This window comes from Virgibacillus sp. L01 (assembly GCF_052246775.1).
Taxonomy (GTDB): domain Bacteria; phylum Bacillota; class Bacilli; order Bacillales; family Amphibacillaceae; genus Lentibacillus.
The window spans coordinates 39,944-61,219 of the sequence record NZ_JBQQCP010000005.1 but is presented as its reverse complement, the minus strand read 5'-3'; the positions used below and the strand labels follow the sequence as shown (position 1 = coordinate 61,219).

Annotated in this window: 18 protein-coding genes and 2 pseudogenes; 13 read left to right on the top strand and 7 right to left on the bottom strand. The window is 38.9% G+C overall.

Annotation, left to right across the window (positions count from 1 at the left end; all coding sequences use genetic code 11):
* Positions 1-22 precede the first annotated feature (22 nt).
* Entirely contained in the window at positions 23-1,315 is a 1,293-nt protein-coding gene (locus ACTWQM_RS10790; RefSeq protein WP_443258162.1) for a S1C family serine protease, read from the bottom strand.
* A gap of 169 nt (positions 1,316-1,484) precedes the next feature.
* Between ACTWQM_RS10790 and ACTWQM_RS10785 the strand changes: the two genes are divergently transcribed.
* The 7 genes from ACTWQM_RS10785 (at position 1,485) to treR (ending at position 11,155) form a co-directional block, all read left to right on the top strand.
* Positions 1,485-2,177: a response regulator transcription factor gene (locus ACTWQM_RS10785; protein ID WP_443258161.1), complete on the top strand. Its 693-nt coding sequence runs from the start codon at positions 1,485-1,487 to the stop codon at positions 2,175-2,177.
* Positions 2,174-3,490 (top strand): sensor histidine kinase, encoded by a 1,317-nt coding sequence (locus ACTWQM_RS10780; RefSeq protein WP_443258160.1) that lies wholly within the window; start codon positions 2,174-2,176, stop codon positions 3,488-3,490. Before ACTWQM_RS10785 ends, ACTWQM_RS10780 begins: the two co-directional genes overlap by 4 nt.
* Positions 3,491-3,551: 61 nt before the next feature.
* Positions 3,552-5,378, top strand: a complete 1,827-nt coding sequence (typA, locus tag ACTWQM_RS10775) for a translational GTPase TypA (protein ID WP_443258159.1) — start codon at positions 3,552-3,554, stop codon at positions 5,376-5,378.
* 315 nt (positions 5,379-5,693) lie between these two features.
* Positions 5,694-6,650, top strand: a complete 957-nt coding sequence (locus tag ACTWQM_RS10770) for a PQQ-dependent sugar dehydrogenase (protein WP_443258158.1) — start codon at positions 5,694-5,696, stop codon at positions 6,648-6,650.
* Between the two features lie 206 nt (positions 6,651-6,856).
* The gene (treP, locus tag ACTWQM_RS10765) at positions 6,857-8,746 is read left to right on the top strand and encodes a PTS system trehalose-specific EIIBC component (RefSeq protein WP_443258389.1); all 1,890 of its coding nucleotides are present in this window, start codon (positions 6,857-6,859) and stop codon (positions 8,744-8,746) included.
* Between the two features lie 27 nt (positions 8,747-8,773).
* Entirely contained in the window at positions 8,774-10,432 is a 1,659-nt protein-coding gene (gene treC / locus ACTWQM_RS10760) for an alpha,alpha-phosphotrehalase (RefSeq protein ID WP_443258157.1), read from the top strand.
* A gap of 12 nt (positions 10,433-10,444) precedes the next feature.
* Entirely contained in the window at positions 10,445-11,155 is a 711-nt protein-coding gene (gene treR, locus ACTWQM_RS10755) for a trehalose operon repressor (RefSeq protein ID WP_443258156.1), read from the top strand.
* A gap of 26 nt (positions 11,156-11,181) precedes the next feature.
* Here treR and ACTWQM_RS10750 read toward each other — a convergent pair whose 3' ends face one another.
* Positions 11,182-12,045 carry a manganese catalase family protein gene (locus ACTWQM_RS10750; protein ID WP_443258155.1) on the bottom strand — a complete coding sequence of 288 codons (864 nt, stop codon included), beginning with the start codon at positions 12,043-12,045 and terminating at the stop codon, positions 11,182-11,184.
* A gap of 83 nt (positions 12,046-12,128) precedes the next feature.
* Between ACTWQM_RS10750 and ACTWQM_RS10745 the strand changes: the two genes are divergently transcribed.
* Positions 12,129-12,407, top strand: coding sequence for a YkvA family protein (locus ACTWQM_RS10745; protein ID WP_443258154.1), 279 nt, complete (start codon positions 12,129-12,131; stop codon positions 12,405-12,407).
* A 487-nt stretch (positions 12,408-12,894) separates the two neighbouring features.
* Here ACTWQM_RS10745 and ACTWQM_RS10740 read toward each other — a convergent pair whose 3' ends face one another.
* The 4 genes and pseudogenes from ACTWQM_RS10740 to ACTWQM_RS10725 form a co-directional block, all read right to left on the bottom strand.
* Positions 12,895-13,077: a hypothetical protein gene (locus tag ACTWQM_RS10740; protein WP_375052024.1), complete on the bottom strand. Its 183-nt coding sequence runs from the start codon at positions 13,075-13,077 to the stop codon at positions 12,895-12,897.
* Between the two features lie 120 nt (positions 13,078-13,197).
* Positions 13,198-14,163 (bottom strand): ABC transporter permease, encoded by a 966-nt coding sequence (locus ACTWQM_RS10735; RefSeq protein WP_443258153.1) that lies wholly within the window; start codon positions 14,161-14,163, stop codon positions 13,198-13,200.
* Positions 14,156-15,076 carry an ABC transporter ATP-binding protein gene (locus ACTWQM_RS10730; RefSeq protein WP_443258152.1) on the bottom strand — a complete coding sequence of 307 codons (921 nt, stop codon included), beginning with the start codon at positions 15,074-15,076 and terminating at the stop codon, positions 14,156-14,158. The genes ACTWQM_RS10735 and ACTWQM_RS10730 overlap by 8 nt, the downstream gene beginning before the upstream one ends.
* Positions 15,077-15,252: 176 nt before the next feature.
* Positions 15,253-15,372 (bottom strand): annotated as a pseudogene (locus tag ACTWQM_RS10725) (YfhE family protein); the annotation flags it as partial.
* Positions 15,373-15,619: 247 nt separating this feature from the next.
* Between ACTWQM_RS10725 and ACTWQM_RS10720 the strand changes: the two are divergent.
* The 5 genes from ACTWQM_RS10720 to ACTWQM_RS10700 all read left to right on the top strand — a co-directional run bounded on the left by ACTWQM_RS10720 (position 15,620) and on the right by ACTWQM_RS10700 (position 20,561).
* A complete protein-coding gene (locus ACTWQM_RS10720; protein ID WP_443258151.1) occupies positions 15,620-16,768 on the top strand; it encodes a thiolase family protein in 1,149 nt (382 codons plus the stop codon).
* A gap of 79 nt (positions 16,769-16,847) precedes the next feature.
* Positions 16,848-18,026 (top strand): CapA family protein, encoded by a 1,179-nt coding sequence (locus tag ACTWQM_RS10715; RefSeq protein ID WP_443258150.1) that lies wholly within the window; start codon positions 16,848-16,850, stop codon positions 18,024-18,026.
* Positions 18,027-18,545: 519 nt separating this feature from the next.
* Entirely contained in the window at positions 18,546-19,361 is an 816-nt protein-coding gene (locus tag ACTWQM_RS10710) for a DUF368 domain-containing protein (protein WP_443258149.1), read from the top strand.
* A gap of 72 nt (positions 19,362-19,433) precedes the next feature.
* Positions 19,434-19,754 (top strand): thioredoxin family protein, encoded by a 321-nt coding sequence (locus ACTWQM_RS10705; RefSeq protein WP_209482136.1) that lies wholly within the window; start codon positions 19,434-19,436, stop codon positions 19,752-19,754.
* A gap of 210 nt (positions 19,755-19,964) precedes the next feature.
* On the top strand, positions 19,965-20,561 hold the full coding sequence (locus ACTWQM_RS10700; RefSeq protein ID WP_443258148.1) for a class I SAM-dependent methyltransferase: 597 nt from the start codon (positions 19,965-19,967) through the stop codon (positions 20,559-20,561).
* A 23-nt stretch (positions 20,562-20,584) separates the two neighbouring features.
* On the opposite strand, the pseudogene ACTWQM_RS10695 reads toward ACTWQM_RS10700, so the two are convergent.
* Positions 20,585-21,069, bottom strand: a pseudogene (locus tag ACTWQM_RS10695) (HAD-IC family P-type ATPase); the annotation flags it as partial.
* Positions 21,070-21,276: the final 207 nt, after the last annotated feature.

The following is a 21,276-nucleotide window of genomic DNA, read 5'->3' as shown; positions in this document are numbered from 1 at the left end:
TGCAAGTTTTTGAAAAAGCGGCTTATTTCTCGCGTTTAACTAACTCTAACTCTATCGTCTTAGGTTCACCGTCCCGATAAATCTCTAGCTTTACGGACTCGCCAATTTTTGTTTCATTATACAAATACTTTCGCAGGTCCAAGATGGATGAGATTTTATTACCGTTAATTTTTGTGATTACGTCGAACTGCTGCAGTTCTGCTTTACTTGCTGGTGACCCTTGTTGTACTTTGGCAACTACCATACCGCCTTCAATCTCTTCGGGAAGCTGGATTCGATCTCGATACTGCGGTGGTACTTGACCAAGTGAAGCAGTGCTGATTCCAATGAATGGACGTGCTACTTCTCCGTCTTTTTCAAGTTGCTTCATAATTGGCTGTGCTTCATCAATTGGTATGGCAAAACCAATACCTTCTACTGATGTCTTTGCTATTTTCATAGAGTTAATCCCAATAACTTTACCTTTGGAATTAATCAGGGCTCCGCCACTGTTACCTGGGTTAATTGCTGCATCGGTTTGGATGACTTCTGTAATCCAGTCTGGCTGTCCATCACCATTTGTATCAATACTTACTGACCGATCAAGGCCACTAACTATTCCTTTTGTAACTGAGTTAGCAAAATTCATGCCTAGTGGATTTCCAATCGCAATGACTGTGTCACCAACTTTTAAATTCTTAGAGGAACCAAGATCAGCGATTGTGTTTACTTTTTTACCATCAATTTGAAGTACAGCTAAGTCTGTGAATGAATCTGTTCCTAATACTTTTGCTGTAATACGAGTATCACTGCTTAACACAACTTCTACTTCTTCAGCACCTTCAACAACATGCTGATTTGTTACGACATATGCTTTTCCGTCTTTTTCTTTATAAATTATGCCAGAGCCAGCCCCTGCTTGTTTGCTTTGGGTCCATACACTTTGCTGTTGTTTATTAATAACCCCAACTACGGCCTTAGAAGCTTCATCCATGTTGGAAGCAATATTTGAGCCTTCTGATGCCACCGTTTCTGCTATTTCAGGAGCCGATTGCTCGTTGCTTTCTGAAGAAGCAGTATTACTATTTTTCTGCTGATCTATTGGTATAATGTTTGTTGTGAATAATAAAGCAACAATTACTGCAGAAATTACTCCACCAATAATTCCACTCATAAGTGTTTTAGCACCTGATTTTTGCTTAGGTTTCTCCTGCTTTGATTTAGCATTTTGTTTTGCTGTTTGTGCAATACCAGCACTTGTATCTGTTTGTTGTTCCTGATTATCTAAAGAGTTATCTTCCATCTCTTGGTTATTATCATAATCATTACGATCCATAAGTACATCACCCTTTTCTTATTTAGTACAATTCTAATTGTAGGTTTTATGTTTGGTATGACTTTGGTATAAATATGGAAAAAGTGTGTAATTTGCTTATTAGTGTTCACAAATACTAACTTATGTAAAAATATAAGTAAGAATAATATGACGTTTAAGGGGGGATTACATGAGTGATCACATTGGTGTAGTAGAAGATGATACGAATATTCAAAACATCGTTTCTGCTTATTTAAAAAAGGAAGGCTTTCATGTAACGGTTATGGAGTCTGCTGAAAAAGCCTGGGAACTTTGGGAAACACAACCTCCAGACATGTGGATACTGGATATCATGCTCCCTGGAATGGATGGATATGAATTTTGTAAAAAAATCAGAAATGAAAGTAATGTACCAATCATTATTATTTCTGCAAAAGACGATGAAATTGACAAAATCCTTGGACTGGAGTTAGGAGGGGACGATTACTTAACAAAGCCATTTAGTCCACGAGAGTTGCTTGCACGTGTGAAAAGGGTTTTTAAACGCACCCAGCCACAAGCGGAGGTAAGTGAGGTTGGACATGACAGGATAAAGGTTGACAACATGTTAATTCATCAGAGTGATCGCAGGATTTTTTGGAATGGCGAGGAACAGGATGTGACTACTAAGGAATTTGATATGCTCTTACTGTTTGCTGAAAATGTAAACCGAGCTTTTTCACGTGAAGAGCTTTTAATAAAGATTTGGGGAGAAGATTATTTTGGCAGTGATAGAGCTGTTGATGATCTGGTTAAACGGATACGTAAAAAACTGACTGATATTCCATTAGAAACTGTATGGGGCTATGGGTATCGTCTGCGCAGTGAAGAGGATCAGACATGAAACTTCAATCACAGCTCAATCTGGCTTTTACAACGTTACTCCTTGTGATGCTTACGGTTACAGGACTTGTCATCTACTCTTTACTTATGGACATGCTTATTGAGGATGAACAGGCTGAACTAAAACAAAATGGAGAATTGTTGGTTCAGGTCCTGAATGAAAATGGCAGAGGGAACAGTTTGCAAGGATTCAGTGATTTTCTGGATGAGCAGGATTTGGATCTTTTCCTATATGATCGTAATCAGAATCGTGTATTGGATTCTACAATGCCTCCGAGGTATGTAAATGGATTTTCAGCAAATAATAATTTTGCAGACGATCAAAAGGAACTCTGGGAAATTGGAAATAACAAATTCGTAACACAACGTATTTTGTTTAAACCAGGAAGCACAGGACTGGAATTAATACTTTTGACACCAATAAATGATTTACAGGCAGTACAACAGGATTTCTTCCAACGGCTGGTAATTGTCTTTGTAATCGGTGCGATTGCAGCAGTGTTCCTTAGTTATTTTCTAACGAACAAATTGGTGACACCTCTAAGCAGATTGAAGGGGCAGTTGAAAAAAATTGAGAAGCGTAAATTTGATGAACTAGAATCAATCAAAGCGACCGGTGAAATAAAGGAAGTGGAACAAAGTGTTTATGAAATGGCGTCTGAACTGCAGCGGTACGTTAATTCGCAGCAAGCCTTTTTCCAGAATGCAAGTCATGAATTAAAGACACCACTGATGACCGTACAAGGGTATGCAGAGGGGATTCGTGATAAGGTATTTGATGAGCAGGAACAGGAAAAAGGGCTGGAAATGATGGTTACGGAAGTTAAACGACTGAAAATGATTATAAATGAAATGATTCTGTTAGCGAAGCTTGATAGTGAACAAGCTGTCTATCAGCCAGAGAACGTGAGTGCTTCCGAATTGATTGATCAAGTAATGGATAGAACATTACCGATGGTTAATGAAAGACGTATTACAATTAATCAGGAGGTCAACTACGACAGTTCACTTTTTGTTGATCAGGAAAAGGTTCTTCGAGCATTATTAAACGTTACTTTTAATGCGATTCGACATGCAAAGACCCGTGTCGATATAACTCTTGATAAGGATTTAATAGTTATTGAAGATGATGGTGAAGGGATTCCCAAGGAATTAATACCACATATTTTTCATCGGTTTGTTAAAGGTAAAAATGGGGAAACTGGTTTAGGACTAGCAATTGCACGAGCTATTATTGAACAATCAGGCGGGAAAATCATGGTACACGAATCCAAACTCGGAGGAGCAAAATTTACTTTGGCTTTTACTAATTAGATTTCTATGTTACAATTGGATAGTTTGATTCACCCCGTAATAATAGAGGAGCGTACTTTTTATGCAATTAAGAGAAGATATTCGTAACATCGCAATTATCGCCCATGTTGACCATGGCAAAACAACACTTGTTGATCAGATGCTGAGATACTCAGGAACATTCCGTGAGAATGAACAAGTGAATGAACGTGCCATGGACTCCAACGATATTGAACGAGAACGTGGAATCACCATTTTGGCAAAGAACACAGCGATTAAATATAATGACACAGCTATTAATATTTTAGATACGCCTGGCCACGCAGACTTTGGTGGGGAAGTAGAGCGTATTATGAAAATGGTAGATGGTGTTATATTAGTTGTTGATGCTTATGAAGGTACAATGCCGCAAACGCGGTTTGTATTGAAAAAAGCGTTGGAACAAAAATTGACGCCTATTGTCGTTTTAAATAAAATAGACCGACCTAGTGCAAGGCCACAAGAGGTTGTCGATGAAGTATTGGATTTATTTATTGAATTAGGAGCAGATGATAACCAATTGGAATTCCCGGTTGTTTATGCTTCAGCAATAAATGGAACGTCTGGGGAAGAGCCTGATGACCAACAGGAAACAATGGATCCAGTTTTCAAAATGATCATGGGGCATATTCCTGCACCAGCTGATACCCAAGAAGAACCGTTACAATTTCAGATTACACTGCTCGATTATAATGACTATGTCGGAAGAATTGGTGTAGGGCGTGTGGTTCGAGGTAAAATAAGCGTCGGGCAGCAAGTTGTTGTAATGAAAAAAGATGGCACGCAAAAGAACTTCCGTATCAGTAAACTATTTGGCTTCACAGGCTTAAAGCGAGTTGAAATTCAAGAGGCCAAAGGTGGCGATATCGTCGCAATTGCTGGTTTGGATGATATAAATGTCGGTGAAACAATCTGTGCACATGATCATCCAGAGGCATTACCGTGGTTGCGTATTGATGAGCCAACATTGCAAATGACATTTGTTGTTAATAACAGCCCATTTGCTGGTCGTGAAGGTAAATATATCACGTCACGAAGAATTGAAGAACGTCTGATGAAGCAATTAGAAACGGATGTCAGCTTACGTGTTGAACCAACTGATTCGCCGGATGCATGGACCGTTTCAGGCCGTGGTGAATTACACCTTTCAATTTTGATTGAAAACATGCGTCGTGAAGGCTTTGAATTACAGCTTTCAAAGCCACAAGTAATTATTAAAGAGATTGATGGAGTGAAGTGTGAGCCATTTGAACGCGTCCAAGTAGATGTACCTGAAGATTACACTGGGTCCGTCATGGAATCGCTAGGTGCACGTAAAGGTGAAATGCTTGATATGGTTAACCAGGGTAATGGCCAAGTTCGTTTAGAATTTAAAGTGCCATCACGTGGATTAATCGGTTATTCAACCGAATTTATGTCACAAACACGCGGGTATGGTATCATAAATCACACATTTGACGCTTATGAGCCATTTGCTAAAGGTCAAGTTGGCGGCCGTCGTGAAGGTGTACTTGTAGGTATGGAACATGGTAAAGCATCCACTTATGGTATCATGCAGCTTGAAGATCGTGGAGTAATTTTCGTAGAACCTGGAACCGAAATCTACACTGGAATGATTGTAGGCGAGCATAATCGTGAAAATGATTTAACCGTTAATATTACAAAAGAAAAACATTTGACGAACGTTCGTTCAGCAACTAAGGACCAGACATCTACGATTAGAAAAACCAGAGAGATGTCATTAGAAGAAGCAATTGAATATTTGAATGATGATGAGTATTGTGAGGTAACACCAGAATCAATTCGTCTTCGTAAAAAAATATTGAACAACAGTGAACGCCAAAAAGCATCAAAAAAGACGAAAATTTAATAATGAATTTATACGGCAGAAGCACATTGTAGTGTTTCTGCCGTTTTTTATTTAATGACGGGGTAAGTAATACTGCGAAATTGCAGATGGGTTCGAGGAATAAACAGATGAGACTCTATATCGATGCGTTAATATTGAATCAGGCCTGCTTAAACGATAAACTGAACCAAATAATCATTTGTGAGGTGATTCCTAATCCGTTATTTAGCTTTGATTTTCACGTTCGTGTTTTTTCTCAGCGCATGTTCCCAGAATGAAGAAAGACAGCAAGAATCAGATAAGGCAAATGTTGGTCTTTCAAATTCAGAAGGCAGCATGCAAGTAATTGCTGAAAACCTTCAGGAACCATGGGAGATTGCCAAACTGAATGACACATTTTATGTAAGTGAACGAACCGGTTCAATTGTTACGATCAGTAACGATCAACAGGCCCGTAAGCAGGTGCAATTCTCAAAGGATCTATCCAGTCAACCGGAGGCGGGGTTATTAGGTATCGCAATCCCGGATAATTTTAACGAAACAAATCAAGCTTTTGCCTATTATTCCTACCAGGAAAATAATCAGTATTATCAAAGGGTAGTCACAATTGAAGAGTCAGCAGAGCAATGGACAGAAACTGCTGTATTAATCGATAAAGTTCCAGGAGGAAAGTTCCATCAAGGTGGCCGAATCGAAATTGGCCCGGATAATAAACTGTATGTTACAACTGGTGATGCAACACAACCGGAGTTAGCACAAGAAACAGATAGTTTAGCCGGAAAAATCTTACGAATGAACCTTGACGGGTCCATTCCTGCTGACAACCCATTTGAAGATTCCTACGTATTTACGTATGGACATCGTAATCCACAAGGAATGGCCTGGAATGAAGCAGATGAAATGTTTGCAACGGAACATGGTTCAAGTGCTCATGACGAGATTAACCGAATAATCAAAGGAAGTAATTATGGCTGGCCGGAGATTCAGGGTGATGAATCAGCTGCTAATATGGAGAGTCCGATTATCCACTCTGGTGAAAATACATGGGCACCGTCGGGAATGACCTATCAAAATGGTTTCTTCTACTTTGCTTCATTAAGAGGTGAGGGACTGCGGCGGTTTGATCCAGTAAACAAGACCCAAGAGCTAATCGTTTCGAATGTAGGGCGAGTTCGTGACGCTTTCGCCACCAACGAAGGAGTCTATTTTCTGACAAATAATACGGATGGTCGTGGAGATCCGGCAGCAAATGATGATCGATTGCTGTTTTTACCATATAACGATCTAGACTAGTAAAAGCTACCTTGCACACACTATGCAAGGTAGCTTTTTACATAGATATCTTGAAAGTAAATCAGATTTCATTAAAAAGTTTTTCTATTTATGAAAACCCTTGCAAAACATGTATATACAAGTTAAACTGAAAAAAGTTAACTTGTATATACATGTTTAAATGAGTTTAAAATTAGGGAGGTTTTCCTGTGGTAAATAAACAAGAAATGATTTATGCACCACTTAGTGGTCAGGTAAAAAAGCTTGAAGATGTTCCGGATCCAACTTTTTCTGAAAAAATGATGGGTGATGGGCTGGCAATTGACCCGAGTGATGGTAAAGTTGTAGCACCATTGGATGGGGAAGTTGTTCAGATTTTTCCTACAAAGCATGCTGTAGGAATCCGAGGAAATTCTGGTGTAGAGGTATTAATTCATATCGGTCTAGATACAGTGTCTTTAGACGGTGAGGGATTTGAAGCACATGTGAAACAAGGGGACCAAGTCAAAATCGGGGATCCCTTAATTACCTTTGACGTAGAGTATATCCGGGGAAATGCATCCGATGTAATTACGCCGGTAATTATTACAAATGGAAGTGAACTGGAATCAATTGAAAAAACAAATGATTCAACAGTTGTCGGTGGCCACTCAACACTATTCAATGTGCAGACAAAGAATGCACCTGAGGAAAAAGTTACAGCAAAAGGAACGGACCAATATAGCCAAGAAGCGAGTGAAATTGTTGAAGCACTGGGTGGCGAGGATAATATTAATGTTGCCACCCATTGTGTGACGCGTCTTCGTTTTGCGTTATCGGATGAAGATCAAGTTAATAAAGATACGCTAGAAAACATGGATATCGTAAAAGGATCTTTTTCAGCTAACGGTCAGTTTCAAGTGGTAATTGGCCAAGGAACTGTTGACAAGGTATATGCTGCAATGGTTAATCAAACGAGTATTGGTGAAGCTTCAAAGGAAGATGTTAAAGCTGCTACCGCACAAAAACAAAATCCACTCCAGCAGGCTATCAAGGTATTAGCTGATGTTTTCATTCCTATTTTACCTGCAATCGTAACTGCTGGTTTACTTATGGGTATCAACAACATACTGGTAAATCCGGTCTTCGGTGATCAGCCGATTGTGGAAATGTACCCGCAATGGGCAGGCTTGGCAAATATGATTAATATTATAGCAAATACGGCATTTACCTTTTTACCGGCATTAATTGGCTGGTCCGCTGTGAAACGGTTTGGCGGTAATGAATTGCTTGGTGTTGTTCTCGGACTGATAATGGTTCACCCGGCACTTCTCAATGCATGGTCCTACGGTGATGCATTGGAAGCAGGGGAAATTCCAAAGTGGAACCTATTCGGGTTCGAAGTAGATAAAATTGGTTATCAGGGTCAGGTCCTTCCTGTATTATTTGCATCATGGGTGCTTGCGAAAATTGAAATCTTTATGAAAAAACGTGTTATTGATTCATTACAATTACTTGTGGTAGCACCTGTAGCATTACTGGTTACTGGATTCCTGACATTTATTATTATCGGTCCAATCACGTTTGCCATCGGTAATGGAATCACAGATGGACTTGTAGCATTATTTGATCAGTTTGCACTGATTGGCGGTCTTGTTTATGGAGCAATATATGCACCAATGGTTATTACAGGTATGCACCACACCTTCCTGGCTATTGATCTACAACTGATCGGCAGCACTGGTTCCACTTTTCTGTGGCCGATTCTGGCATTATCTAATATTGCTCAGGGTGCTGCAGCCTTCGCGATGATGCTTGTTGCAAGAGAGGAAAAGCTCAAAGGACTTGCGGGTACTTCCGGACTATCTGCCTGGCTTGGAATTACCGAACCGGCGATGTTTGGTGTGAATTTGCGTTTCAAATATCCGTTTATTGCTGCGGTGTTCGGGTCCTCAATAGCCGGTGCCTTCATCACAATGCAGCATGTAACTGCAGAGTCAATCGGTATAGGCGGAGTTCCAGGATTTCTGTCTATTGCGAATGGGATGCTTTCATTCTTTATCGGTATGGCAATTGTAATTGTTGTGCCATTTATTATTACGTATCTTATTGCAAAGAGAAAGCTTAATAAACATTAATACAACTAGACATACGAGGTGTTAGTAATGAATGAACCATGGTGGCAAAAAGCTGTTGTTTATCAGATATATCCTAAGAGTTTTCATGACACAACAGGAAATGGTGTAGGCGATATACAGGGGATTATCAAAAAGCTTGATTATATTAAAAAAATAGGTGTCGACGTTATTTGGTTGACACCTGTTTATCAATCACCGCAAAAAGATAATGGCTATGATATTAGTGATTATTACTCCATTGAACCAACTTACGGAACAATGGAAGACTTTGAAGAATTACTGGATGAAACGCATAAGCGGGATATGAAACTTATTATGGATCTCGTTATCAATCATACCTCCACTGAACACGAATGGTTTAAAAAGGCATCGGAATCCAAAGAAAATGAGTTTCGTGACTTTTACATTTGGAAGGACGCCCCGGAAGGTGGTGTGCCAAATAATTGGCAATCGAAGTTCGGTGGTTCTGCATGGCAATATGATGAAAAAACAAATCAATATTACTTGCATTTATTTGATCAAACACAAGCAGACCTAAACTGGGAAAACGATCAACTCAGAGAAGAGCTATATGAAATGATGCGATTCTGGGCTAAAAAAGGGATTGATGGCTTCCGCCTGGATGTAATCAATCTTATTTCGAAGGATCAGCATTTTCCAAATGATTATTCTGGAGATGGGAGAAAATTCTATACTGATGGACCTCGGATTCATGAATACTTACACGAGATGAATCAGGCTGTTTTTTCACCACATCGTATGATGACTGTAGGTGAAATGTCCTCTACAACACTGGACAACTGCGTACTTTATACACGCCCTGAACGGCATGAACTTGATATGACGTTCCAATTTCATCATTTGAAAGTCGATTATCCTGGTGGCGAAAAATGGACAAAAGCACCATTTGATTTCCAGGGATTAAAGAAAATCTTATCGAAATGGCAAGTCGGCATGCATGAAGGTGGTGGCTGGAATGCATTGTTCTGGTGCAACCATGACCAGCCACGTGTTGTTTCGCGCTTCGGTAATGACGGAAAATACCACAATGAATCAGCAAAAATGCTTGCAACAACTTTGCACATGATGAAAGGCACTCCCTATATTTATCAGGGCGAAGAAATAGGGATGACTAACCCTAACTATACGCAAATTGATGACTATCGTGATGTGGAATCACTTAATGCTTATGAGTCGTTACTCCGTTCGGGAAGAACGGAGGATGAAGTGTTGGCTATTCTTCAGCAAAAGTCACGCGATAACGCCAGAACACCAATGCAATGGTCAGCAGATAACCATGCTGGGTTCTCTTCCACTACCCCGTGGATACCAGTCGCAGACAATTATAAAGAAGTAAATGCGGAAAAGGCCTTAAGCAATCCGAATTCAATCTTTTCACACTACCAGCAGTTGGTAGATTTACGTAAAAAGTATGATATCATAACATATGGTGACTACCAGTTATTACTTAAAGATGATGATCGTGTATTTGCGTATCAGCGTAATTGGAACAATGAAACCTTGCTGGTTATAAGTAATTTTTATGGAAAAGAAGTAACGGCACATATTGACTTAGAAGAATATGGGAATATAAAAATGTTACTCTCGAATTATCCGGATACTGATCAAACGTTTGATCAATTTAAATTAAGACCATATGAGTCAGTTGTGTATTATTTGAAATAATGGGGCAGAGCGATGCAAAAGTATTTAACGATATATCATGAACTCGTGAAAAAAATTCAGTCAAACCAATGGCCAGAGTCAACCAAGTTACCATCTGAAAACGAACTTACAGAGATATACGCTACATCCCGGGAAACGATCCGAAAGGCACTGAATCAATTGGCTCAAGATGGGTATATTCAGAAGATTCGCGGGAAAGGTTCTGTGGTAATTGATACCAATAAGTTTGACTTTCCAGTCTCAGGGATTGTTAGTTTCAAAGAACTGGCAACAAATTTGCAATTACCAGCCAATACGATAGTTAATGAACTAGCAATCGTTGAAGCGGACCAGGAATTACAAACAAAATTAAACATAAACCTTCGTGATTCAGTATGGAAGGTAGTCAGAGCAAGAGAGATTTCAGGTGAAAAAGTTATATTAGATAAAGATTATTTTAATAAGGATTATGTTCCTGAATTAACAAGGGAAATATGTGAGGATTCAATTTATGATTACCTGGAGAATCAGCTTGAATTGAAAATAAGCTTTGCTCGAAAGGAAATTGTTATTGAAGAACCTTCTGAAGAGGACCGATTTCTGCTGGATCTCGAAGGTTATTCTAATGTTGTGGTAATTAAAAGCATGGTATACCTTGAGGATACAAGTTTATTTCAATATACCGAATCGCGGCACCGTCCGGATAAATTTCGATTTGTTGACTTTGCCAGACGTATAAAATAATAAAGCTAACTCCTTTTATCCAGGAGTTAGCTTTTATCAAATGTTGAGCTATTAGTATTTGGTGGAAGGTTCCCTGTTGGAGGTGTACCGTGAATATAGGCTGGTGATGGTTTAAGAAATGGCACCTGACCCATAGCCTCAGGATTCGCTACATATTCAAAGTTACCCTGTCCATCATAGGAAGGTCCGTTTGCCCATCTACCCTGTGCACTTTCTTCTCCTTTGGAAAAATTCATGAATGAATAGGAAACCTGTTGTTTTTCGTTTTCCTGCGGGAATGTGCTAGGAACAATTGCCTTTTGGTTTTGCTCAAGTTCTTCAATAGCCGCCATCCACTGATTTTGGTGCATGGTGTCTCGTGCGATCAGGAATGAAAGCATGTCTCTGACACCTGGGTCTGTTGTTGATTCATATAGACGGACAACCTGTAATCTTCCTTGTGATTCAGCATTTAAATTGGCTCGAAAATCAGCCAATAAATTACCGCTTGAAATCGTATAGCGGGAATTCCAAGGATAACCGGCACTGTCTGTTGGCGTAGCGCCTAGCCCTGAAACAATAATGTGCTGAGGATTCATTCCCCCTAGTGCTGCTTCTACAACCGGATCCTTTGCTGCCTCATCTTGTTCCTTCGCTGGAGCTCCGTCAAGTAATTGCGCAATCATTGTTGTTAACATTTCCACGTGAGCAATTTCTTCGGTACCAATATCAAGTATCATATCTTTGTATTTTTGGTCACCCCTACAGTTCCAACCTTGGAAGAGGTATTGCATCATAACCGTCATTTCACCGTATTGACCACCCAATACTTCTTGGAGCTTCTTGGCATATACAGGATCTGGCTTTGAGGGTTTTGCGTTATATTGCAATTCTTTAATATGATGAAACACACAGATTCCTCCTTTTTATGATAAGCTACTTTTATAGCTTATCTAATTGTCCTGTAACTATGCGGAGAAAGCAGGTGCATCAAATGAAAATATTTTTGAAGCGAATTCGTTTCTTATTTAAATTTCATAAATCTATTCCATTTTTAAAGGATTTCTTAATATCGAAGGAAATTAAATTCGTTACTAAATTAATATATGCGCTGTTAATTATTGGCTATGCTGCCATTCCATTTGATATTATCCCGGACTTTTTATTTATATTTGGGATTGTTGATGATGTAACGATTGCAATATTCCTCCTGGAGCGAATGGCTAAGTCTGCTCCTCAGTCGTTAAAGGAAAAACATGAATTATTTGATTAAATTAAAAAGAAGGTTGTTATTAAACATTTATTGCTATTGATATAAACGGTAATACAAACTAAAGGTAACCGATTCGTAGGATTTAATGTGTCACTCTGACCACGCAACTGGAATATACTCGCTTTCCGTGGGCTCGCCACGAGCCTCCGACGCATAGGATGTGCTTAGTCTGCCTCGCTCGCAAAGAACGCACACTGTGGGGTCTCTTAGGATCGCTGTCCCACTGGAGTCTCGCATATTCTAGCTGCTGATTTAAATTGTTAGTCCTGTTTTTGTCCATCACAATATACATTTGTTAATTCCAAGCATACAAACCCAGCGAAGTGTATTTCCGGAGCGGTGTCATAGCATTTAAATTACTTTTTAACATTACCGCAGTTTATATCAACTATGCTAAGACCCATTGCTTGGAAAAGGCAACAATCTTTTGAATAGCAGTCAATAAATAAAAAGCCGGAATGCAATTTTGCAGTTGCATTCCGGCTATTTATGATCGCTTTTCGTCTTTTTCATCATTAGGAATATACTTTGTATAGTATGCTGCAAATATCAAACTGATAAATGATAATCCCCATGCAGCGATTCCACTCCACTGCAAGTTTATTCGCAAACCTACAAATAGTATGATAGCACTTAGGATGAGAAAAAAGGTTGATAAATAACGCTTCACTAATAACACCCCAATTAGTAAGATACCTGATAATTTACTATATGAAAATTTTTAATCTCTAGTTAATAATATGCCTTCCATACTATTTATAACATAAATTCAGGCAGCTTTTGAAGAATTCTACTGTCCAGCTACATCTCTTTTTGTAAAAAATACCCATGATAATATGAGGAAAATCACATAATATACCACCAATACAGTTATGGAGAAACCTAGACTCATACCCTCTAGTGCCGTTGCACCATTAGCATACTGACTCAAGTCCGTATTCGCAAACAAGATATATTTAGCCCAACTATAGTCTGCAAGAAAGGTAACAATCGCGTTACCAGCGAGCATTAGAATAATAGCTATTCCGATTGCTAATGAGCTTTGGCGGAAAATCGCTGAAATCATGAATGCGAAGGTTGCCATCATTAATAGTGTGACGAGTTGATATCCATAACCTTCAATAATTTGCTGAATAACGGATACGTGAGCATAGCCTTCACTTTGGTTAAGCACAATATGCGGATCCATTCCATTTATTCCAAAAAATAGAATGCCAATCACCCAAGAAAATACTAAAACATACAACAGCGTAAATAATGCAAATAATAGTACGGAAACATATTTCGATAATAAAATTTTTGATCGTGTAATTGGTCGTATTAGTAACAGTTTAATGGTTCCCCATCTAAATTCATTCGCAATTATTCCAGCTGCAACAATTATGGTAAATAAGCTCACAATTGATAGCAAAAACTCATTTTCCATCACAAATTGCCATGCATCATATTTGCTGGGCTGGATGTCATTTTCAAGGTAGTAATTATTTTTCTCAATCTGACGTGCATTGAATCCTTGCATCATCTCTTCAGTTTCCATTTCCTTCTTCAAGTTTTCATTTTCCTGCTGGAGTGTTAGTTGCCAGTTATTGTCCTGAAATTTCTCGTTTGACCCTGGAGCATCGATACCTTGTGTAAAGTTAACAAGAAATGCTAATCCAAGTATAATGGCAGATACGAGTATGTACATTATCCATGTTGACTTGCGTATGTATAATTTTAGCTGTTCATTAATTAAAAGCTGAAAAAAATTACTCAATTGTATTCTCTCCAATCAAATCAAAGAATTTATCCTCTAGTGTTGTTTTCGTTATAGCTACCTGGTATACGAGTACGTCATTATTTACCAGTGTTTTAATGATTGCTGGTATTGTATCGCGCTCACTCTGGATAGTTATGGTGCCATTTTCGGATGTTGCATCGATTTCATGGTTTGATTTTAAGAGTTGAATTGCATCCTCCACAGGCGTTACTTCCATTTGAACTTGGCTAACACTATCCTGATCAGTTGCCGCGTTAACATCCTGTGTCGCTACAAGTTCGCCATTTTTGATAAGTCCTATGCGATCACACATTAGCTCTATTTCCGATAATAAGTGGCTTGAAATAATCACAGCAACATTTTCTTCACTAGCTAATGCTCTTATATACTTACGAATTTCGCGAATACCTGCAGGGTCCAATCCATTTGTAGGCTCGTCCAGAATGAGAACTGACGGTTTATGTAAGAGAGCTTGTGCGATGCCCAGTCGCTGCCGCATTCCTAATGAGTATTTTTTCACCTTTTCATTAATAGGTTTTTCTAATCCAACCAGCTTAATTACTTCATGAATGCGTTCCCTTGTAACCCCTGGAATCATGCGGGAAAAATGCATCAGATTTTGCCATCCGCTCATGAAGGGGTACATTTCAGGGTTTTCGACAATCGCACCAACTTCACGTACGGCTTCCTTGTAATCAGTTTTGATGCTATTACCCAATATTCGGACATCACCGTCGGTAATCTGCATCAGACCAACCATCATACGTATTGTGGTTGTTTTACCGGCACCATTAGGACCGATAAATCCAAACACTTCTCCTTTATTAATGGAAAAGGAAAGTCCTTTAATAATTTCTTTATTGCCTAGCGATTTCTTTACATTAATTAATTCCATGGCTGTTTCTGACATGTATAAATCCTCCTAATTCCTAATGCTATACGTAAGTACGGAATTAACCTTTAAAATGTTTCACTAAAAGTACAAATTTCCGACAAAAAAGGTACCCCATACGAGATATTGCGTACAGAGTACCTGGGATTGTGGGGTTATTTAATTAATTCAGGATTTTCACCTTTTGCCTCTTTAACTCGGGAGCGCCGATATCCGGCAGCAATGTCTGCTTTTTTAAATTCCTTCGAATAATGGACTTCCTGAGCATCGGGCAGTTGTTTATTTTTTGCTGGCTGATATTGAGATTTTCTCATCTTAGACTTCCTTTCTAATAATAGATTATCAGTCTATTATTTACTTTCCCGTCCTATATAGATTTAAACATAGAATTATCTTATTCATATAAATAATCGTTTTCCCATCGTAAAAAAGTGGCATCTTTAAAAAATAAATTTTTGCCACCTTTTCGTTGTGAAGTTCGATTATAATAGTAGAAACCACCTTTTATTTTCAAAAAAATCAGATATAATGGAGGTAACGAATTATAAGAGGGGTGTCGTTATGCGAGATGTTGTTCTTGTGGAAGGTTGCCGTACAGCAATAGGCAGAAGAAAAGGTATGTATGCAAATTATCGATCGGACGAATTGGCCGCTGTCGTACTGGAAGATTTAGTTGAACGCTCGAAAATTAATAAGGCTGATGTTGAAGATGTTATCTTGGGATGCGTAACACAAGTCAATGAGCAAGGTGGAAATATTGCAAGGACTGCAGCTTTAATTGCTGGTTTTCCATCGCATGTGCCAGGTGTAACAATCGATCGGCAGTGTGGTTCAAGTCAGCAAGCTGTCCACTTTGGTGCGCAGGCTATAGCATCTGGAGACATGGATATTATGATTGCAGGCGGTGTCGAAAGCATGACGCGTGCACCAATGTTTTCCAATATGCAGGGTACAAAGCCAAGTGAAAAATTGACAGCACAATATGAAATTGTTAATCAGGGAATTTCGGCAGAAAAAATTGCCGACAAGTGGAATTTTACGAGGGAAGAATTAGATCAATTTTCTCTGCAAAGTCACAAGCGTGCATTAGCAGCAATTGAAAAGGGGAATTTTGAACAGGAAATTGTACCGGTTGAAACAGAAAATGAGAATGGGCAGCAGGAACTTGTGAAAACCGATGAGGGACCAAGAGCTAATACAACCTTAGAAGCATTAGCTGAGCTGAAGACAGTCTTTAAAGAGGACGGTAAAATAACAGCCGGGAATGCCAGCCAAATGAGTGATGGGGCAAGTGCTGTATTATTAATGTCCAGCGAAAAGGCAGAGGAACTTGGCTTAAAACCAAAGGCAAGAATAGTTGCTAAAACCGTTGTTGGTTCAGATCCTACTCTTATGCTGACAGGACCAATTGAAGCAACCAGAAGGGCGCTGAAAAAGGCTAATCTTTCAATCGAACAGATAGATCGGTATGAAGTTAATGAAGCATTTGCTCCTGTACCGTTAGCCTGGCTGAGTGATATTGGGGGAGATCCAGATAAGCTGAATGTGAATGGTGGAGCAATTGCACTTGGTCATCCGCTGGGAGCTACAGGCACTAAGCTGCTTGTTTCGCTAGTTAATGAACTGGAACGTACCAAAGGTAAATACGGTTTGCTGGCAATCTGTGAAGGCATGGGGATGGCTAATGCGACGATTATTGAACGACTTTAAACTCGAAGATACTTATGTAAATTCGTTTAATGGAGAAAATATGTTATATTAGGGTAAAAGTGCTAAGGAGCAAGAGTCTATGAAACGGGGTAAATTAGTTTGGGTTCTGTTGGCATTATTATTAGCTGTTATTATTACAGCTTGCTCAGATAAGGAACCTGAGGAAACCGCTGAACCAGAAAAAGAGGAAACAACAGAACCCAAGGAACCAGCAGAACCAAAAGAACCGAAAGAACCAGAGGTAGTCCACCAGGAAATCACGCTTTCTGCATTAGGTGATTTGCTGATACATAGTTCTGTATATAATGATGCCCAAACGGCTAATGGTTACGACTTTATGCCAATGCTTGAGCGGGTTAAACCATTCTTAAATGACACCACTATTACGTTCGCCAATCAGGAAACTATGATCGGTGGTAAGCAATTAGGTTTATCTACTTACCCGAGATTTAACAGTCCTTATGCAATAGGTAATGCATTGAAGAAATCGGGTGTGGATGTCGTTTCGTTAGCAAACAATCATACATTGGATGGCGGGGAAGAAGCAATTAAAAGTGCAATCGAACATTGGGAAAAAATTGATATGATGTACACTGGTGCATATAAGAGTGAAGCAGATAGTGATAAACTCAGGGTATATGAAACCGATGAAGGTATTTCTGTTGCATTTTTAGCTTACACATATGGGACAAACGGGCTCCCGGTGCCAGAAGGCAAGGATTATTTAGTTAATTTAATTGATAAAGAACTAATGGCCAACAGGATCCAGGAGGCAAAAAAACAAGCAGATGCTGTGGTGTTGAGTATGCATTTTGGTAACCAATATGAACGATTACCGAGTGATGGACAAAAAGAACTCGTCCAATTTGCTGCTGATAGTGGTGTAGATGTTGTTCTTGGCCACCATCCACATGTCCTCCAGCCAATTGACTGGGTAGAGGGAACAAACGGGAACAAAACGCTAGTCGCATACTCGTTAGGAAATTTTTTATCAGGTCAGGATGAATTTTACCGGCGAATTGGCGGTATTTTTAAATTTACCATTCATAAAACAATTAAAGGTGAAAAGGAAACAGTTGAGGTGAAATCACCTAAGTTGATGCCGACCTTTGTAAAGTATAGCAACTGGGCGAATTACCAGGTTGCCCCGATGTACCGGCTAACAAATGATGAGCTTGGAAATGCTGAAAAACACTACGAGGAAATTAAAGATCATATGTCTCAGTGGGCTCCAGAGCTTGAGTTTATTGAGGAATAGAAAAAGGAATATCAGCATACTAGTTAACGGGTTCAGTATTGGAAGAGATAAATGCTAATAACATTACAATTCACATTATAAAATCGCCTGTTATTGAAGAATCCATATTTTAACGGAATGAGGATCCGGATTACTGATTTGGCGGATCCTCATTCCGTTATTTCCTTAAAAGTCCCCGTTTTAAGCTTGGGTTCGGATCCTCGTTCCGCTATTTGTCATTTCTAACTCAAATTTGGCTGATTTTCTGCTTTTAGCGGAACGAGGATCCGTCTCACGCATCTCAGAACACCTTTTCTGCTATTTAGCGGAATGAGGATCCACTTCAATTGTTTATCTAATCCTCATTCCGAGTGGCAATGCCTCGTTCACCTATTGTATAAGTGCAACTAAGAATCGTAAATGCCGTTTTCTGACAATGATTTTTCTACAACTAAAATTTTTATGTGAATTGCGAACATAATTTGATATGATAACGGTATGCTTTAGAAATGGAACTGTTACAAAGGGAGATCGTTACATATGGAATGGAAAAATATTTATCGAGGTATAATTATGGGAGCAAGTGATGTGATTCCAGGTGTGAGTGGGGGAACTATTGCTGTCTTACTTGGAATTTATGACCGGTTAATAGCTGCTATAAATGGATTCATCAGTAAGGAATGGAAAAAACAATTAGGCTTTCTGATACCACTTGGTATTGGAATAGTGGCAGCCGTTTTTTTATTAAGCCACCTTCTTGAGTGGTTATTTGAACATTACCCAGAACCAACGCAATTTCTTTTTCTAGGGCTAATTTTGGGAGTACTCCCATATTTATTCCATAAAGCAGATGCGAAAAATAAGTTTAAACCGAATCATCTTGTTTTACTTATTATCGGCGCTATTGTTGTAGGTTCGATGATTTTTCTGAACGCCGGAGAAAGTGCGGTAATTGAAAATAAAACAATGTCAACATATGTGTTACTGTTTTTCTCTGGCTTTATTGCAAGCAGTGCCATGGTACTTCCAGGCATAAGTGGATCATTTATGTTACTGATCATAGGTGTGTATCAGACAATAATGACAGGGATAAGCAGCCTCCAGCTTGATGTTATTGCTGTAACCGGTGTAGGAATTGTAATCGGAATTGTTGTAATGAGTAAGGTTGTTAACTTCTTTTTAAACAATTACTATACAGGAACATTTGCTATTATCATTGGTATGGTAATTGGTTCGATATTTGTTGTCTTTCCAGGATGGCCAGCAAGTAATACACTCATTCTATTAAGTGTAGCTACATTTGCATTAGGCCTTGCCATAGCTTATCTTCTTGGAAGAGTCGAATACAAGTCGTAAACAGATTAAGAGACATGCTATTACAAAATAGGTACAATAAAAATAGAGAAAATCACAAAGGGGTGCTTAATGATGAAACATATAGATACAGAAGAAAAATTTAATGAGATAATTCAATCAGATAAACCAGTTATTATAAAGTTTTTTGCTGATTGGTGTCCAGACTGCAAACGGATGGATATGTTTATTGGTGACGTTATGGAAGAATTCAATAATCATGAATGGTATCAAATCAATAGTGATGAAGTTGAGGGAATTGCACAAAAATATGAAGTTATGGGAATTCCAAGCATGTTAATCTTCCAAAATGGTGAAAAATTAGCCCATCAGCATAGCGCTGACACGAAATCACCCGAATCCGTAAGTTCATTTCTGCACCAGCAATTAGTATAAACCAAACCTAAGTATAATCACTCTCTATTTGAGGGTGGTTATTTTTTTGGCAGTTAAGAAGATATAAATACACTTTATTACTGCATAAGTTACAACTAAGGCTACGTCATACTTGTTAAGATTCATTGCTTGCAAAAAGTAACAATCTATAGAAACCAGTGTTAACTGTTACCCTATGTGGGAATAGGAATCCCAAAGGAGCCGATGATAATGGTACAATTATTTTCACAGTTTGCTATGCCACGTGGACGTCTTGGTCAGCTAGTTGGATGGTTTATGTCAAAGGAAAACAAAGAGATTAATAACTGGACAATTGATTTTTTGTCCATCAAGAGTAATGATCATGTATTGGAAATCGGTTTTGGTTCAGGTAAGGCTATGAAGTATATACTGGAACAGAAAAATTCGGCAACGATCACTGGAATTGATCCATCTGAAGTTATGGTCCATCAAGCATTACGGAAGTTAAACAAACTTTTCATCAATTGCCAGGTTCGACTAATTGAAGGTTACGCTGAGGAACTGCCTGTACTCTCCCAAAGGGCTGACAAAGTTTTAGTCATAAATAATATCACATTTTGGCGTGAACCAGTAAATACATTGAAAAATATTCACAGCCAAATGAATGATGGGGGTAAAATCGCCTTAACGATTCAGCCCCACGAGAAAGGTGCAACAGATGAAACAAGCGAGTTAATTGGTGGTCAGTTATCGGCATTGCTGGAGCAATCGGGTTTTACTTCCATCGAGATTTTTATCAAACCAACAAAGCCAAATGACACAGTGTGTGCGCTAGGAATAAAATAAGATGATCATTCGCTGTGGAATGATCATCTTATTTTTAGTAATCGCAATACATTTAGTGTTACAAGCAGGGATGCCCCCATATCGGCAAGAATTGCAATCCAAATTGTCAGCCATCCAGGGATGACGAGTAGTAAAGCAAGTACTTTGATGCCGATAGCAAAGGAAACATTTTGTTTAATAATTAACAATGTTCTCCGGCTTAATTTCACTGTAAATGGGAGTTTTTCCAGATCATCGCCCATTAAGGCTACGTTGGCTGTTTCCAGTGCACTATCTGTTCCAGCAGAACCCATTGCTATTCCAACAGTTGATGCAGCAAACGCTGGTGTGTCATTAATTCCGTCACCTATCATCGCAATATTCCCGTTGTTATTCTGATGTTTTTTTATAAAGTCTAATTTGTCTTTGGTAATAAACCTGCTTTAACATCGGTGATTTCAAGGTCTTCTTTTAATGCAGCAGCTGTTTGAGCATGATCACCGGTAAGCATGTACGTAAGCGTTAACCCCCCGACGAGTGCTGCTAATCCAAATAGGATGGTGGTCAGGTAATGTGAACTTCAGTGAAAGTTGCTGCAAAACCCCAGCACGACTAACAGGGCTGAAAATAAGATTCTATCGTAGCGGATCCAAAGGCTCTTCAGGTTGATTGTCGCATTCATTCTCTGTTACAACCTTTATGTTCTCGAATGAACCAGCCTTTTCAATATCTAATA